12 protein-coding genes are annotated in these 16045 nt (G+C 71.7%); 9 read left to right on the forward strand and 3 right to left on the reverse strand.

Annotated elements, in window-relative coordinates; translation table 11 throughout:
* The first annotated feature begins 13 nt into the window (after positions 1-13).
* From IE134_RS29705 to IE134_RS29720, 4 genes are all read left to right on the forward strand, one after another.
* Positions 14-6178, forward strand: coding sequence for a type I polyketide synthase (locus IE134_RS29705; protein WP_189432242.1), 6165 nt, complete (start codon positions 14-16; stop codon positions 6176-6178).
* Between the two features lie 90 nt (positions 6179-6268).
* Positions 6269-7204, forward strand: a complete 936-nt coding sequence (locus IE134_RS29710) for an aromatase/cyclase (protein WP_189432243.1) — start codon at positions 6269-6271, stop codon at positions 7202-7204.
* Positions 7205-7259: 55 nt separating this feature from the next.
* Positions 7260-7517 (forward strand): acyl carrier protein, encoded by a 258-nt coding sequence (locus IE134_RS29715; RefSeq protein WP_030720928.1) that lies wholly within the window; start codon positions 7260-7262, stop codon positions 7515-7517.
* The gene (locus IE134_RS29720) at positions 7514-8701 is read left to right on the forward strand and encodes an acyl-CoA dehydrogenase family protein (RefSeq protein ID WP_229823766.1); all 1188 of its coding nucleotides are present in this window, start codon (positions 7514-7516) and stop codon (positions 8699-8701) included. Before IE134_RS29715 ends, IE134_RS29720 begins: the two co-directional genes overlap by 4 nt.
* Positions 8702-8726: 25 nt before the next feature.
* On the opposite strand, the gene IE134_RS29725 is transcribed toward IE134_RS29720, so the two are convergent.
* Together IE134_RS29725 and IE134_RS29730 are read right to left on the reverse strand one after the other, a co-directional pair.
* Entirely contained in the window at positions 8727-9944 is a 1218-nt protein-coding gene (locus IE134_RS29725; RefSeq protein WP_030720922.1) for a beta-ketoacyl synthase N-terminal-like domain-containing protein, read from the reverse strand.
* Complete coding sequence (locus IE134_RS29730; RefSeq protein ID WP_189432245.1) at positions 9941-11209, reverse strand: beta-ketoacyl-[acyl-carrier-protein] synthase family protein; 1269 nt, start codon at positions 11207-11209, stop codon at positions 9941-9943. Before IE134_RS29730 ends, IE134_RS29725 begins: the two co-directional genes overlap by 4 nt.
* Before the next feature lie 193 nt (positions 11210-11402).
* Between IE134_RS29730 and IE134_RS29735 the strand changes: the two genes are divergently transcribed.
* From IE134_RS29735 to IE134_RS29755, 5 genes are all read left to right on the forward strand, one after another.
* Positions 11403-11873, forward strand: coding sequence for an SRPBCC family protein (locus IE134_RS29735; protein ID WP_030720917.1), 471 nt, complete (start codon positions 11403-11405; stop codon positions 11871-11873).
* Positions 11870-12835 carry an MBL fold metallo-hydrolase gene (locus IE134_RS29740; protein ID WP_126932508.1) on the forward strand — a complete coding sequence of 322 codons (966 nt, stop codon included), beginning with the start codon at positions 11870-11872 and terminating at the stop codon, positions 12833-12835. Before IE134_RS29735 ends, IE134_RS29740 begins: the two co-directional genes overlap by 4 nt.
* Before the next feature lie 61 nt (positions 12836-12896).
* Positions 12897-13676 carry an SDR family NAD(P)-dependent oxidoreductase gene (locus tag IE134_RS29745; RefSeq protein ID WP_030720911.1) on the forward strand — a complete coding sequence of 260 codons (780 nt, stop codon included), beginning with the start codon at positions 12897-12899 and terminating at the stop codon, positions 13674-13676.
* Between the two features lie 327 nt (positions 13677-14003).
* A complete protein-coding gene (locus tag IE134_RS29750) occupies positions 14004-14909 on the forward strand; it encodes an AfsR/SARP family transcriptional regulator (RefSeq protein WP_078614526.1) in 906 nt (301 codons plus the stop codon).
* Positions 14897-15319, forward strand: a complete 423-nt coding sequence (locus tag IE134_RS29755) for a nuclear transport factor 2 family protein (protein WP_030720905.1) — start codon at positions 14897-14899, stop codon at positions 15317-15319. The genes IE134_RS29750 and IE134_RS29755 overlap by 13 nt, the downstream gene beginning before the upstream one ends.
* Before the next feature lie 38 nt (positions 15320-15357).
* On the opposite strand, the gene IE134_RS29760 is transcribed toward IE134_RS29755, so the two are convergent.
* Positions 15358-15852 carry a hypothetical protein gene (locus IE134_RS29760; protein WP_189432246.1) on the reverse strand — a complete coding sequence of 165 codons (495 nt, stop codon included), beginning with the start codon at positions 15850-15852 and terminating at the stop codon, positions 15358-15360.
* Positions 15853-16045: the final 193 nt, after the last annotated feature.

Genomic DNA, 16045 nt, shown 5'->3' on the forward strand with positions numbered 1-16045 from the left:
GCGACGAAAGGCCTTGAGCACCATGACCCAGGAAATACCTGCTCCCCACGAGGGCCAGGAACCGATCGCCATCGTGTCCATGGGCTGCCGGTATCCGGGAGGCGTACGGTCCCCGGAGGACCTCTGGCGGCTCGTCGCGTCCGGCGGCGACGCCATCTCCCCGTTCCCCGGCAACCGCGGCTGGGACCTGGCCGATGCCGACGGCCGCTCCAGCACGCGGCACGGTGGGTTCGTCCACGACGCGGACCTGTTCGACGCCAAGTTCTTCGGCATCTCACCCCGCGAAGCCGCCGGGATGGACCCGCAGCAGCGGCTGCTCCTCGAAGTGGCATGGGAGACCTTCGAACGGGCCGGCCTCGACAAGGACGTGCTGGCCGGCAGCGACACCGGCGTGTTCGTCGGCGCGATGGCCCAGGAGTACGGACCCCGGCTGCACGAGGACAACGAGGACGCGGGCGGCTACCGGATCACCGGCAGCACCACCAGCGTCGCGTCGGGCCGCATCGCCTACTGGTTCGGCCTGCGCGGCCCCGCACTCACCGTCGACACCGCCTGCTCCTCCTCGCTGGTCGCCCTGCACCTCGCTGTCCAGGCGCTGCTCCGCGGCGAGTGCGACCGCGCGCTGGCCGGCGGGGTCGCGGTGATGCCGACCCCCGGCATGTTCATCGACTTCAGCCGCCAGGGCGGACTGTCCCCGGACGGACGCTGCCGCTCCTACTCCGACGACGCCAACGGCACCGCCTGGTCGGAGGGCGCCGGCCTGCTCCTGCTGGAGCGGCAGTCGGACGCCCTCGCCCACGGCCACGAGATCCTCGCCCTGATCCGGGGCAGCGCCACCAACCAGGACGGTGCGAGCAACGGGCTGACCGCGCCCAGCAAGTCCGCCCAGGAGAAGGTCATCTCGCTCGCCCTGGACCGGGCGGGGCTCCACCCGCACACCATCGACCTGGTGGAGGGGCACGGTACCGGCACCGAACTGGGCGACCCGATCGAAGCCCGCGCGCTGGCGGCGGCCTACGGCTCGGGCCGTACCGCGGAGCACCCGCTGTGGCTCGGCTCGCTGAAGTCCAATCTGGGACACGCGCAGGCCGCCGCCGGCGTGGGCGGCGTGATCAAGGTCGTGCAGGCGATGCGCGCCAGCGTGATGCCCGCCACCCTGCACACGGGCACCCCGAGCCGGCACGTGGACTGGGGGAGCAGCGGTCTCGCCCTGCTGCACGAGGCCCGCGACTGGAACCGGGCGGAGGACGGCCCCCGGCGTGCCGGGGTCTCCTCCTTCGGCATCAGCGGAACCAACGCCCACGTGGTCCTGGAAGAGGCCGTCCGTGCCCCCGCCCCGGAGCCGACGGAGGACGACGCACCCGCCGGAGGCCCCCACGTCTGGCAGCTGTCCGCCCCGAGCCCCGACGCCCTGCGCACCCAGGCTGCGGCCCTCGGCGCGTTCCTCACCGACGCCCCGGACACCGCGCCCGAGGACGTCTCCCGGGTGCTCCGCTCCCGTACCCGCTTCGCCCACCGGGGCGCCGTGGTCGCCGACGACGCCGCTGACCTCGCCCGCGGACTCGGCCAGTTGGCGTCGGGGACCCACGCCCCCACCTCGCCCGGCCGCTACCGATCGCCGACCGTGCTGAGCGGCGAGGCCCGCCAGGGCTCCGCCGGACCGGTGTTCGTCTTCCCCGGCCAGGGGTCGCAGTGGCGGGGGATGGGCCGGGAGCTGATGGACCGCTCCGAGCCGTTCCGCCGCAGCGTCGAGGCGTGCGAGCGGGCCCTGGATCCGTACGTCGACTGGCGGCTGTCCGACGTGCTGCGCGGCGAGGACCTGGACCGCGTCGACGTCGTCCAGCCCGCGCTGTTCGCGGTGATGGTGTCGCTGGCCCGGATGTGGGAGGCGGCCGGGGTGCGGCCCGCGGCCGTCGTCGGCCACTCGCAGGGTGAGATCGCCGCGGCGTACGTGGCCGGGGTGCTCACCCTCGACGACGCGTGCCGGATCGTCGCCCTGCGGAGCAAGGCCCTGCACTCGGTCGCGGGCAGCGGCGGAATGGTCTCCGTGCCGCTGGGCGCGGAAGCGACCCAGGGACTGCTGGACGCGGCGGACGGGACGAACGGGAAGGCCGGGATCGCCGCGCTCAACGGGCCTTCCAGCACGGTCGTCGCGGGCGGTGTCCAGGCGTTGGAGGACCTGCTGGCCGTCTGCGAGGCGCACGGGATCGACGCCCGGCGCATCGAGGTCGACTACGCCTCGCACACCGAGGCCATGGACGTCCTGCGCGAACCGCTGGCCGAGGGGCTGGCCGGCATCGCCCCGGGCCCCGGGACCGTGCCGGTGTATTCGACGCTCACCGGCGAGCCGATCGAGGCCTCGGCCATGGACGCCTCGTACTGGTTCGAGAACCTGCGCAACCCCGTGCGCTTCCAGGCGGCCGTCCAGCGGCTCGTGGACCGCAGACACCGGGTGTTCGTCGAGATCAGCCCGCACCCGGTCCTCACCTTCGGCCTGCAGGCGATCCTGGAGGCCGCGGGAGTGCGCGGCTCCGTCCTGGACACCGTCCGGCGCGGCAGCGGAGGCCCCGGGCAGTTCCTCACCTCGGCCGCCGCCGCCCAGGCCGTCGGCGTCCCCGTGGACCTCGGTCCGCTCCAGCCGCCGGGCCGACGGGTCGAGCTGCCGACCTACGCCTTCGACCGCAGCCGCTACTGGACGAGTGCCCCGGCAGTCGTACCCGCCTCCGAAGCCGGTCCGGACACGGGCGACTTCACGTTGCGGTCACTCGAACTGCCGACGGGAGCGACGGTGTTCGCCGCGCGTCTCGACCCGGCGCGTCACCCCTGGCTCGCCGACCACCGGGTGCGCGGCACCGCGCTCGTCCCGGCGACAGCCTTCCTGGCGCTGCTCGCCGAGGCGGGACGGTCGGCCGGGCTGCCCGTCGTCCAGGAGCTGACCCTGGGCGTTCCGCTGACCTCCCCCGAGGACACCGCGGCCGATCTCCGCGTGCTGCTGGAACCGGCGGACGCCGCGGGCCACCGCCGACTCACCGTCCACGCCCGCCCCGCCGACGCGGAAGCCTGGACGGCCCACGCCTCCGGCGTGCTGGCCCCCGGGAGCCCGCAGGCGGACACGGCGGCCCCGGCCGCCTGGCCGCCCGCCGACGCCTCCCGCATCGACCTGAGCGACGCCTACCAGCGGCTGGCCGCGCGCGGTTACGGCTACGGTCCGGCTTTCGCCGGGCTGCGCGGGATGTGGGTGCGCGGCACCGACATATTCGCCGAGGTGACTCTGCCCGACGGGACCGCGGAAGGCTCCGGAGCTACCGCGCACCCGGCACTGCTCGACGCCGCCCTGCACGCCGCGGTCCTCCAGAGCGGCGGCGAACTGGTGGTCCCCTTCGCCTGGCGGGACGTCACCCTCGCGCCTTCCACGACCCGTGACCTGCGGGTGCGCATCAGCACCGAGGGCGACGAGGTCACCGTGCACTGTGCGGACCCGCTGGGCCGGACCGTCGCCACCGTCGCCTCGCTCACGATGCGCCCCCTCGCGCAGGAAGCGGCGCCCGGAGACCTCGACGAGGAGGGAGCGGGGTTCGCCCTGCACTGGGCCCCGGTCCCGGAGACTCCCGAGGCGCTCGCCCCGGACGCGTGGGCGGCGCTGTCCACCCCCGGACTGGGTGCGGCGCACGACTTCCCCGGGCTCGACGGGGTCGCCCGGCCCGCGCCCGCGGTCCTCGTCACCGCTCTCGGCGGCGACGGGAGCGAGGACACGCTGCCGGCCGATGTGGACGCGCTCGCCGGGGAGACGACCGACCTGCTGCAGAGCTGGCTGGCGGACCCCGGGTTCTCCTCGGCGCGCCTGGCCGTGCTCACCCGGGGCGCGCAGTCCGTCGTCGACCGCGAACCGGTGCGCCGGCTGGCCTCCTCGGTGATCACCGGGCTGGTCAGATCCGCCCAGGCGGAACACCCCGACGCCTTCCAGCTGATCGACATCGACGACGACCCGGCGTCGCTGCGGGCGCTGCCGCACGCTCTGGCCACCGGCGAACCGGAGCTGGCGGTCCGGGCCGGGGCACTGCTCCGCCCCCGGCTGCGGATGCCGTCCGGCGGCACGCTCCGGGAGCCGGACGGCCACCGCGCCTGGCGGCTCGACGTGACCAGCAAGGGGACCCTCGACCACCTCGCCCTGCTGCCCCATCCGGAGGCGGAGGCCCCCCTCGGTCCCCGGGAGGTCCGCATCGAGGTCCGCGCGGCCGGGCTCAACTTCCGCGACATCGCGGTCGGCCTCGGGCTGGTGGCCAGTGAGAAGACCATGGGCAGCGAAGGGTCGGGCGTCGTCGTCGAAACCGGCGCCGACGTCACCCGGTTCGCCGCGGGGGACCAGGTGTTCGGCGTCTTCGAACGCTCCCTGGGCCCGCTCGCGGTCGCCGACGAGCGCATGGTCAAACCCCTCCCGGCCGGGTGGAGCCACGCACAGGCCGCGAGCGTGCCGATCGTGTTCATCACCGCCTACCAGTGCCTGGTCGAGGTGGCCGATGTCCGCCCCGGCGAGTCGGTGCTCATCCACACCGCCACCGGTGGCGTCGGACTCGCCGCGATCCAACTGGTGCGTCACCTGGGCGGCGAGGTGTTCGCCACCGCGAGCGCCGGCAAGCAGGACACCCTGCGCGCCTGGGGCGTTCCCGAGGACCACATCGCCTCCTCCCGCACCCTGGACTTCGCCGACGCCTTCCGTGCCGTCACCGGCGGACGCGGCGTGGACGTCGTCCTCAACTCCCTCGCCAAGGAAGCGATCGACGCCTCGCTGGGGCTGCTCGCCCCGGGCGGACGGTTCGCGGAGATGGGGAAGACCGACATCCGCGACATCGGGCGGACCGAGGCCGACCACCCGGGCATCACCTACCGGGCCTACAACATCCTGGGAATCTCCCCCGGCCGCATCGGCGAGGTGCTGGACGAGCTGATCGCCCTGTTCGAGAGCGGCGCCCTGGCTCATCTGCCGCTGCGCACCTGGGACGTCCACGAGGGCCGTACGCCGTTGCGGATGCTGAGCCGGGCCAAGCAGCGCGGCAAGCTCGTCCTGACCATGCCGCGCGCCGTCGACCCGGGCCGGCCCGCACTCGTCACCGGCGGTACCGACGGGCTGGGCGCCCAGGTGGCCCGCCATCTCGTCGCCGCGCACGGGGTCCGCAGGCTGCTGTTGCTGAGCCGCCGCGGCCCGGACACCCCGGGAGCGACGGAACTGCGGGCCGAACTGGCCGCGTCCGGGGCGGAGGCGACCGTGGTGGCCTGCGACGTCACCGACCGGGCCGCGCTCGCCAAGGTGATCGCCGAGAACCCGCCCGGCAGCGTCTTCCACACCGCGGGGGTGCTCGCCGACGCGCCGCTCACCCAGCTCACCCCCGCCCGGCTACGCGCGGTGACGGCCCCCAAGGCACACGGAGCGTGGCACCTCCACGACCTCACCCGCGATCTCGACCTGTCGGCGTTCGTCCTGTTCTCCTCGGCGTCCGGAGTGATCGGCAGTCCGGGCCAGGCCAACTACACGGCGGCCAACACCTTCCTCGACGCGCTCGCCCAGCACCGGCGGGCCCAGGGCCTGGAGGCCACCTCGGTGGCCTGGGGGCTGTGGGCGGAGCAGACCGGGATGACCGCGCACCTGTCCGAGCGGGCCGTCGGCGCCCTGGCGGGCATCGGGATCGCGCCCCTCGCCACGGACCGAGCGCTGCGGCTGCTGGACGAGGCGCTCGCATCGGCGGGATCGCTCCGGGTGCCGCTGCGGCCCGCGCTCACCGGCATCCGGCCGGGCAGCAGGGCCGCCCGCCTGTTCGATGAACTGACCGGCCCGGACGACGCGCCCGCCCCGACCGGGAGCCGCGACCTCCCCGCCGAAGGGCCTCAGGAGACCGGGCAGGCACGGCAGACCGGGGCGCTTCCCGCGGAACAGCCCTCCGACGAGGCGTTCCTGACGCTCGTGCGCTCCCACGCCGCCGACGTGCTCGGCTACGGGGACGCCTCCGCGGTCGGGACGGACGAGGGTTTCCGGGACCTCGGCTTCGACTCGCTGCTCAGCGTCGACCTGCGCAACCGGCTCAACGCGGCCACCGGACTGCGGCTGCCGGCCGACGTGGTCCTGAAGAACCCGACGCCGCGCGCCCTGGTCGAATCCATGATCAAGGCGCTCGGCGAGGCGTGAGGGGCCGCTGGATCACCACTGTAGGGCCGCTCGACGTGGCCCTGCCAGATTCCCCGTACCGCGTTCGCGGACCGGGAGGAAGGGTTCGAGATGAGCAAGACCGAGGTGACCCACACGATCACAGTGCCCGCCGGGGCGGACGCCGTGTACCGCGTCGTGTCCGACGTCGGGCTGTGGCCGCTGTACTTCCCGCCCACGCTCCGGGCCGAGCGGGTGTCGGGGGACGACCGTGAGGAACGCATCCGGATCTGGGCCATGGCCAACGACGAGATCCGGACCTGGGAGTCCCGTCGCCGGCTGCGCCCCGAGGCGCACCGGGTCGAGTTCGAGCAGGCCACTCCCACCGACCCGGTCGCCGAGATGGGCGGCGCGTGGTCGGTGACGGAGCACGGCGACGGGACCAGCACGGTCGTCCTCGACCACTTCTATCGCGCCACCGGCGACAACCCGGCCCAACTCGCCCGTATCGCACGGGCGGTGGAGGACAACAGCACATCAGAGCTGGAGCACCTGCGCCGGGCGGTCGAGCGGGGTGAGAACGAGCGGGAACTCCTGCTGGACTTCTCCGACTCGCTGACCATCCGCGGCTCCCTGAAGGACACGTACGACTTCCTGTACGACGTGCGGCACTGGCCGGACCGCATCCCGCACGTGCTGCGCATCGGGCTCCGCGAGGACGTCGAGGGTCTCCAGCACATGGAGATGGACACCCGCTCACCGGACGGCTCGGTCCACACGACCGTCTCGGGCCGGGTCTGCGAGCCGCAGAAGCGCATCGCCTACAAGCAGGTGAAGCTGCCGCCCGCGCTCCAGGCGCACAACGGCGAGTGGCTGTTCACCTCGCCCGCCGACGGTGTGGTCGAGGTGACCTCCCGGCACCGGGTGATCCTCGACCCCGAGGGCATCGCGGCGCTGCCCAACCCGCCCGCGTCACTCGAAGAGGCCCGCAAGGCCGTGCGCGACTCCCTGGGCGCGAACAGCCGGGCGACGCTGGCCAGGGCCCAGGAGTACGTCGAGGCCCGCTGAACCACACGCAGTCCGCACCGACCGCAGTCACACCCGACGAGAAAGGCGATCCGCCATGGCCGAACTGACGATCGACGAGCTGAGGACGTTCCTGAAGAGCGCGATGGGGGAGGACGAGACGATCGACCTCTCCGGGGACATCCTGGACACCCGGCTGACCGACCTGGGCTTCGACTCGCTCGCCGTCATCGCGACGACGAGCAGCCTGGAGCAGCACTTCAAGCTCAAGCTCCCGGAGGACGGGATATCGGAGATCGAGACGCCCAGGGACTTCCTCGACGTCTTCAACCAGCAGCTCTCCCAGGCGGCGTGAGCGGCGACGACGGCCGGGAGGCTTCGATGACGGACGGTCTGCTGGAGCGGGTACGGACCTTCGTGCACGCGGAGGTCCTGCCCCGGACCGACCATCTCGACAGCCTCCCGGAGGCGCCCACCCGGGAGTCGGCCCGGCTGCACGAGGCCGGTCTCGCCAATTGGTGGATCCCCGCCGCCTACGGCGGGCAGGGGGTCCCCCTGGTCGACAGCGTCGACATCGTCTCCGAACTCGCCTACGGAGACGCCGGGTTCGCCTTCGGGTCGTTCCTCTCCATCCTCGGTACCACCATGCTCCAGCTCTGCGGCGACGACGAGCTGGTGCGCGAGCCGCTGGAGCGGCTGGCCCGCGACGGCGGCGTCTGCGCGATCCTCGCCAGCGAGGAGGAGGCCGGCAGCGAACTCGCCCGGATCAGCACCACGTTCCGGCGCGACGGCGATCGACTGGTCCTCGACGGTGACAAGTACTTCTCCACCAACGCGGACGCGGCCGGACTGCTGCTGGTGGTGGCCCGGGACGCCGAGGACGCGGCCGACTTCCGCGTGCTGCTCGTCCCGCGCGACACACCCGGGGTGGAGATCGTCAAGCGCTGGGACATGGTCGGCATGCGGGGCTCCGCCACCTACCGGGTCCGGCTCCAGGACTGTTCGGTACCCGCCGCGCACACCCTGCGCGGCAATGGGCTGCGCAACCTGGAGATGGGGCTCAACGCCAGCAGGATCCTGATCGCCTCCACCGCGATCGGGGTGTCCCGCCGGGTCCGCGATCTCTGTATGGAGTACGCGGCGGTGAAGCAGGTCAAGGGCGCCCGGCTGGCGGACAACGCCGTGTTCGCCGGGAAGCTCGGCCAGATCGAGATGCTCATCGACGTGATGCGCCACCAGTGCCGGGCGGCCGCGGCGGAGTTCGACCGGTACCTGTCGGGCGCCGAACCGGCCTCCGCCCTGTACCGGACCGGCACACTGCGCTCGGCGCTGGCCGCGAAGATGTACTGCGGCCAGGCCGGCTGGCAGGTGGCCACCACGGGGTCCGAGATGTTCGGCGGTCTCGGCTACACCCACGACCACCCGGTCGGGAAGCTGGTGCGCGACCTGCGGTACGTCGGTCTGGTCGAGGGCGGCGACGACGTCGTCCGCGATCTGCTGTACACGCGTTTCGTGGTGCCGGCGGGCAAGCGGCGCTGACCGGGACGGCCGCGCCGCCTCCGGCTCACGGGGCGGTGAGGACCATCGCCGAGGCGAAACCGCCGTGCCCCCGGGCCAGCACCAGCGCACAACGCAGGCTCGCGGTGCGCGGCTCGCCGACGACCAGGTCGATCCTGGGGTCGACGAGATCGCGCACCGTGCCGGGCACCGCCGGTACGACCCCGTCACGCAGGCTCAGCAGCGCGGTGACGACATCCAGGGCGGAACCGCCGGATATCAGCCGGCCCACCAGTGACTTGGGCGCGCTGACCGGCACCCGCCGTGCCCCGAAGAGCCGCTCGATCGCCGCCGCCTCGGCCCGGTCGAGCGGAACGCTGCCGGACGCGTCGGCGAACACCACGTCGACGTCGTCAGGGGTGAGCCCGGCGTCCGAGAGCGCCGCGCGGGCCGCCCGGAGCAGACCGTCGCCCCCGGACCCGGTCACATCCGGGTCGAACGCCGCCCCATGCCCGGCCACCACCCCGTACACCGTCTCCGCACCGCGCTCCTCGGCGACCGTGCGGGGCTCCAGGACCAGCACCGCGCCGCCCTCGCCCGGCACGAAGCCGGTGGAGTCCGCACGGAAGGGCAGATACGCCCGGTCCGGGTCGGCGCTGCCGCTGACCCCGGGCGCCGCCGCGACGGTGGAGATCCCGTACGGGCACAGCAGGCTGTCGAAGCCGCCCGTCGTCATCACCTGCGTCCCCTTGCGGACCCGCCTGCGGGCGAAGGCCATCGAGTCCAGGCCGCCGGCCTGCTCCGAGACCACGACCCCGCCCGGCCCCCGCATGCCGCTCCTGATGGAGATCTGGCCGGTGTTGACCGCGTAGTACCAGGCGAAGGACATGTACGGGCTGACCGACTCCCAGCCGGTTCCCCACAGTTGCTGAAGCTGCTGCTGGCCGAACTCCAGGCCGCCCGTGGAGCTGGAGACGGCCACGCCGACCGCGTACTCGGGCAGCTCGGCGGGATCGACCCCGGCGTCGGACAAGGCACCCTCGGCACAGATCAGGGCGAGCCGCGTCAGCCGGTCCGTCTGCGGCGTCAGCTTCTTGGGGAAGGTGAACTCCGCGTCGAACTCGGGTATCTCGGCGGCCAGCCGTACGGGATAGCCCTCGGCGTCGAACCGGCCGATCGGCCGGATCGCCGACACGCCCTTGAGGGTCGCTTCCCAATAGGCGTCGAGTCCGGCCCCGTTGGGCGCGATCACATCGACGCCGGTGACGACGACATCCTGATTCATGAGGCGCTCCGCTCCAGGTTCTTGAGTACCATCGCGCTCTGGAATCCGCCGAAACCACTGCCGACGGTGAGGACCGCGCCGAGCTCGCGCTCGCGGGCGGTGTTCGGCACGTAGTCCAGATCGCACTCGGGATCGGCCTCGTGCAGGTTGGCCGTGGGGACGACCACGCCGTGCCGCATGGACAGCGCGCAGGCCGCGATCTCGATGGAGCCGATCGCCCCCAGGGAATGGCCGACGCTCGCCTTGATGCCGCTCATCGGCGTGCGGTAGGCATGGTCGCCGAGGCTGAGCTTGACCGCTGCCGTCTCGTGCCGGTCGTTCTGCTTGGTGCCCGAGCCGTGGGCGTTGACGTAGTCGATCGCGGTCGGGTCGAGCCTCGCGTCGCCCAGAGCCAGGTCGATCGCCTCGGACATCTCCTTGCCGTCCGCCTTGAGCCCGGTCATGTGGAAGGCGTTGCAGCGGGACGCGTAGCCGGCCACCTCGGCGTAGATCGTGGCGCCGCGCCGCCGCGCGTGCTCGTACTCCTCCAGCACCAGAACGGCCGAGCCCTCACCGAGGATCAGCCCCGTCCTGGTCCGGTCGAACGGCCGGCAGGCGGTCGCCGGGTCGTCGTTGCGGGCGGAGGTGGCCTTGATGACGTCGAAGCACGTCAGGGTGATGGGGGAGATCGGTGCGTCGGTGGCACCGGTGATCATGACATCCGCGCTGCCGTCCCGGACCAGCTCGGCCGCGTACCCCACGGAGTCGATCCCCGAGGTACAGCCCGTGGAGATCACCGCCGCGGGTCCCAACGCACCGGTCGTCAGGGCGACTTCCGAGGCGATCGAGCTCGGCAGGAAATAGTCGTACAGATGGGGCGGGGCGAAGGAGGGGTCGACGACCCAGTCCTTGCCGCCGTTCGACAGCACGGCGTACTCCCGCTCCATCGTCGTCGTGCCGCCGACGGCGCTGCCGATGGCCACTCCGGTGCGCTCGGCGAGCTCGCCGTCGAGTTCCAGACCGCTGTCCGCGAGGGCCTCCCCGGCGGCCACCATGGCCAGTTGCGACACCCGGTCGGTGCGCCGGGCCTGCTGGCGGGTCAGTCCCAGCGCGAGCGGGTCGAAGTCGCACTCGGCGGCGACCCGGCACCGGTGCTCGCTCGCGTCGAACTGGGTGATCGTCCTGGTCGCGGTTTTGCCGCTGGTCAGGAGCTGCCAGAACGGCTCCCTCCCGATTCCGCTCGGCGCGACGACGCCGATGCCGGTGATGACTGCCCTGCGGGCCATGTGTTCCCTCCGTGACGGATGACCGGCCGGGTAGGGGTCCGGCCTGGCTCGCAGAGTGCGGGCCGCTCCTTGACTCACGATCCAGGCGCGTTGGAGACCCGGGGGCCGTCCGGGGAGGTCGAGCGGTGCTCCGCGCGGGGTCGAGCCCGCCGGACGAGGGTGGCCGAAACCCGGCAATCATGTGGGAGGAACCATGGGAGACCAGCAGATCCCGGATGTCAGGAAGTCGGTGGTCGTCGCGGCGTCCCCGGAGCGCTGCTTCGAGACGTTCACCGAGCGGATGGCCGACTGGTGGCCGCCGTCGCACGTGCTGCTGCGCACGCCCCGCGTCGGTCTGGCCATGGACCCGAAGGTCGACGGCCGCTACTACGAGTGGGACGCCGAGGGCAACGAGATCGACTGGGGCAAGGTCCTGGAATGGGACCCGCCGCGGCGGCTGCGGCTGACCTGGCGGATCGACGGCCGCTGGCAGTCGATCCCGGACGACGAGCGCGCCAGCGAGATCGAGGTCGTCTTCACCCCGCTGGAGGACGGTTCCACCCGGGTGGAGCTGGCGCACGTCCGCCTGGACAAGCACGGTGCGGACGGCCGGCGGATCTTCCAGGCGCTGGACGGCCCGAGTCCGGGGGAGACCCTGGAGCTGTTCGCGCGGGCCGTGCGATGAGCGCTCCCGGCCGGCCGGCCGGGAGCGGCCTGGCCGCACCGGCCCCCGACCCGGTGCGCGCGCCCTTCCCGCGGCTGCGGGAGATCGCCGAGGGCGTGCACGTCTACGAGCAGCTTCCCGGCGGGTGGTGCCTCAACAACGCGGGGCTCGTCGCTGGGGCGGACCGGTCCCTGCTGGTGGACACCGTCGCGACCCGGGCGCGGGCGCTGCACCTGCGGGAGGAGACACGGCGGGTGGTGCCGGGAGGACCCGATTTCGTGGTCAACACCCACTTCCACGGCGACCACGTCTTCGGCAACGAGCACTTCGTTCCCCGCGCTGCGGTGATCAGCCACGAGCAGACCCGGTCCGACATCGAGGAGGCGGGCCTCGGCCTCTGCCACCTGTGGCCGGGCGTCGACTGGGGCGAGCCCCGGCTCACCCTGCCCGACGTCACCTTCCGCGGGGCCATGACCCTGCGCCTGGGCGGACTCACCGTCGAACTGCTGGAGATCGGCCCGGCGCACACGGCTAGCGACGTCGTCGCCTGGGTGCCGGAGCGCAGGGTGCTGTTCACCGGGGACGTGATCTGGTCGGGCGTCACCCCGTTCCTCCTGATGGGTTCGGTCGAAGGGTCGCTCGCGGCGGTCGAGCGGCTGCGCGCCCTCCGGCCGGAGACCGTGGTCCCGGGCCATGGCGCGGTGGCGGGCACCGACGCGCTGGACGCGACCGAGGCCTATGTCCGCCGGCTCCGCGGGATCGCCGAGGACGGACTGCGCGCGGGCCTGTCCCCGCTGCAGGCTGCCGGGAAGGCCGACCTCGGCCCGTTCGCCGCCCTCGTCGACCCCGAGCGGCTCGCGGGCAATCTGCACCGCGCCTACGCCGAACTGGAGGGCCTGCCTCCGGGTGAACGGATCGATGTGGCCGCCGGGTTCGGGGACATGGTCGAGTTCCACGGCGGCCTGCCCTTCAGCGCGGCCTGACCTCCGCCGTCCCCGGGCGGCCCTCTCCGCTTCCCATCCGTATTTCCCAGGGAGAACTACCATGACGAGCCCGAAAATCGCCTTCATCACCGGTGTCAGCAGTGGAATCGGCCTGGCCACCGCACGGACCCTCGCGCAGCAGGGCGTCACCGTGTTCGGCTGCGCGCGCGACGAGAAGAACGTCACCGCCACCGTGGACGAACTCCGTGCCGCCGGCCACCGCGCCGACGGGGTCTCCTGCGACGTGACCTCCACCGAGCAGGTACAGGCCGCCGTGCGCACGGCGGTGGACCGATTCGGCCGTATTGACATTCTGGTGAACAACGCCGGGCGCGGGGGTGGTGGAGAGACGGCGAAGCTGGACGAGTCGCTCTGGCTCGATGTAATGGACACCAATCTCAACAGCGTTTTCCGGGTCACTAGGGAAGTGCTGGCCAATGGCGGTATGGTCGACGCCGGGTGGGGGCGCGTCATCAACATCGCCTCGACCGCAGGCAAACAGGGGGTCATGCTGGCCGCGCCGTACACGGCGTCCAAGCATGGAATTATCGGATTCACCAAGTCGGTCGGCTTCGAGCTGGCGGCCAGCGGCATCACCGTGAATGCGGTCTGCCCCGGCTATGTGGAGACGCCGATGGCCGTCCGTGTCAGGCAGGGGTACGCAGATTATTGGGGCATTACCGAGAGCCAGGTGCTCGAGAAGTTCAACAGTAAAATCCCGCTGGGCCGCTACTCGACGCCCGAGGAGGTGGCTGGACTTGTCGGTTACCTGACCAGTGACGCGGCGGCATCGATCACCGCTCAGGCCCTCAACGTCTGCGGCGGCCTGGGCAACTACTAGCCGTCACCTACGTGGCGGGATGCCGTTTTCGGGGCGAAGGGCGTGGTCACAGCTTTGTGCTGTGGCCTCGTCTGCTGTGAGGGGCTTCTGTTTCGCGTCGGTTCCAGGCAGACTCAAGTGCTCCGGACAACGATGCGGCCAGAGGTGAGGGCTTGACTGACTGTCTGCCGGATTCTTACGGTGGGCAAGATCGAAGGCTGGATAGTCCGGTTAGCGGAAGCGCTATTGCTTCGGCGTGGAAAGATTCTCGACCAAGACTCCTGCTTTAAGGATTCTTTGCACGTCCTGGGATTGCACTGGTGGTCATTGCGCTCCATAGGGGGACTCGTGAGCATACGTTTACTAGGGGAACTGGACGCCAACCTGAACGAGCAGTCGGTCACTCCGACTGCGGCGAAACCACGTCAAGTCCTGGCACTGCTGGCACTGAATGCGGGCCGTATCGTATCGGTGCCCACGCTCATCGAAGAACTGTGGGGGGACCACCCACCGATGAGCGTACGTACAACGCTGCAGACGTACATTCTGCAGTTGCGCAAGCTGATCGACTCAGCGCTCACGGCCGAAAATCGCGGTCGGGCCAAGGGGATCCTCGTCACCCGCTTCGACGGCTACCTCCTCGACATCGACCCGGAGAGCGTGGACGTCCGCGTCTACGAGCGCTTCGTCGAGGCCGGCAACCGGGCGATGGAGCACTCCGACGACGAGGCCGTGTCCCAGTACCTGGGCAGGGCACTGGCCGAATGGCGGGGCCGTGCGCTGGCCGACGTACGGATCGGGATGCCGCTGAGCATAGAGGTCGCCCGGCTGGAGGAGAGCCGGCTCAACGTGCTGGAGAGCAGGATCGGCGCCGACATCCGGCTCGGCCGGCACCACGCGGTTCTCAGTGAACTCACCGTGCTGACCGCCCAGCACCCGATGCACGAGAACCTCTGTGCGCACTACATGGTCTCCCTGTACCGGGCAGGCCGGCAGTCGCAGGCGCTCCAGTCGTTCCGGACCCTGCGCGACACCCTGAGCAGGGAACTCGGAGTGGAGCCCTCCATCCGGCTGCAGAAACTGCAGCGGGCCGTGCTCCGCTCCGCCCTCGACCTGGAAGTCCAACTGCGGCCGGACTCGACGCCGTTGACCGCAGAGGCATGGGACACCGGGAACATCGGCCGACCGGCCGACCGAACAGACACCCGAAGGCTTCTCTCCACGACGAATGGGGGCGCCGCATGGCAGCGGTAAGCACGGACCAGTACGTCGACATCCTCCGGTTCTACGCACATCAGATGAGCCTGCTGGACGCGCAGGACGTCAAGGCCTACGTGAAGACGTTCACCGAGGACGGGGTGACCCACCACGTCCACCGGGGGCAGTCGCTCGACGGCAGGGCGGCGATGCTCGCCCACGCCGAGCAGGCGCTGCCGAGGTACCGGACCGTCGTGGTCCGGCACTGGAACGACCACTACCTGATGGAGAGAGCCGAGGACGGCAGTTTCGTCGTCTCCTACGGATCGCTCGTCACCCTCACCGGGGCGGAGGGGGTCACCCGCTTCGAGTCCAGCTACGCGGTCAGCGACGTCCTGGTGCGGGAGGGCGGCGAACTGCTGGTCAAGTCACGGTCGCTCGTCCGCGACGAGCCCGCCGAAGGCTGAGCGGGCCTGCCGGTACATCCGGCCGGCAGGCCCTGGCGTCAGGGGCAACTCGGCGTCGGCGCCTGCTGGGTCCGCTTCATCGAGCTGCTGGTGGCGAACGTGGCCAGTACGTTGCCGGCCGGGTCGTAGTACGAGGCCTTGCCCACCGTGGTGAAGGCGTTCGCTCCCTGCAGGGTCGCCCGGTGCGTGGCACGCAGCGACGCGACGGTCGCTCCCGAGCCGTCGAAGAAGCGTTCCGTGACCCGGAAGGAGAAGGTGGCCGGGCCCGTCCGTGTCCACGTCCCGCTGCCCTCGGCCCCACCGTCGGGGCCGGGCGGCGGCTCCACCAGGCAGACGGTCCCGTTCGGGTGGAAGGACATGGTGACCTGCACCGTTCCGTCCGGGACCGCCACGGTGCCGGTCCAGACGCCGGCGGCCTTCGCCCGGATCTGATGCGCCGCCATGGCCTCCGGGGCCGCGGCCGCCGCGGGAGCGGTGGTCAGGGCGGCACCGAGGGCGACGGCGATGGCGAGAGGGCCGAGAATCCGTTTCATCTGCTGGCTCCGTTTTCGGTCGGCTGAGGACCGCTTCGACGACAACTGGTGGAGACGCCGGTGACCGGGGCGCCGGGGGCGCTCCGGTCACCGCGCGATTGGCTCGATGCCAGGGTGCGAGCCATCACTCAGGGACGTCTGGATTCCGCCTTGATCTAGCAACTTCTGCGCTATTTACCCTGCTTGACAAGCC

The organism is Streptomyces rubiginosohelvolus, assembly GCF_014649875.1.
Lineage (GTDB): Bacteria > Actinomycetota > Actinomycetes > Streptomycetales > Streptomycetaceae > Streptomyces > Streptomyces rubiginosohelvolus.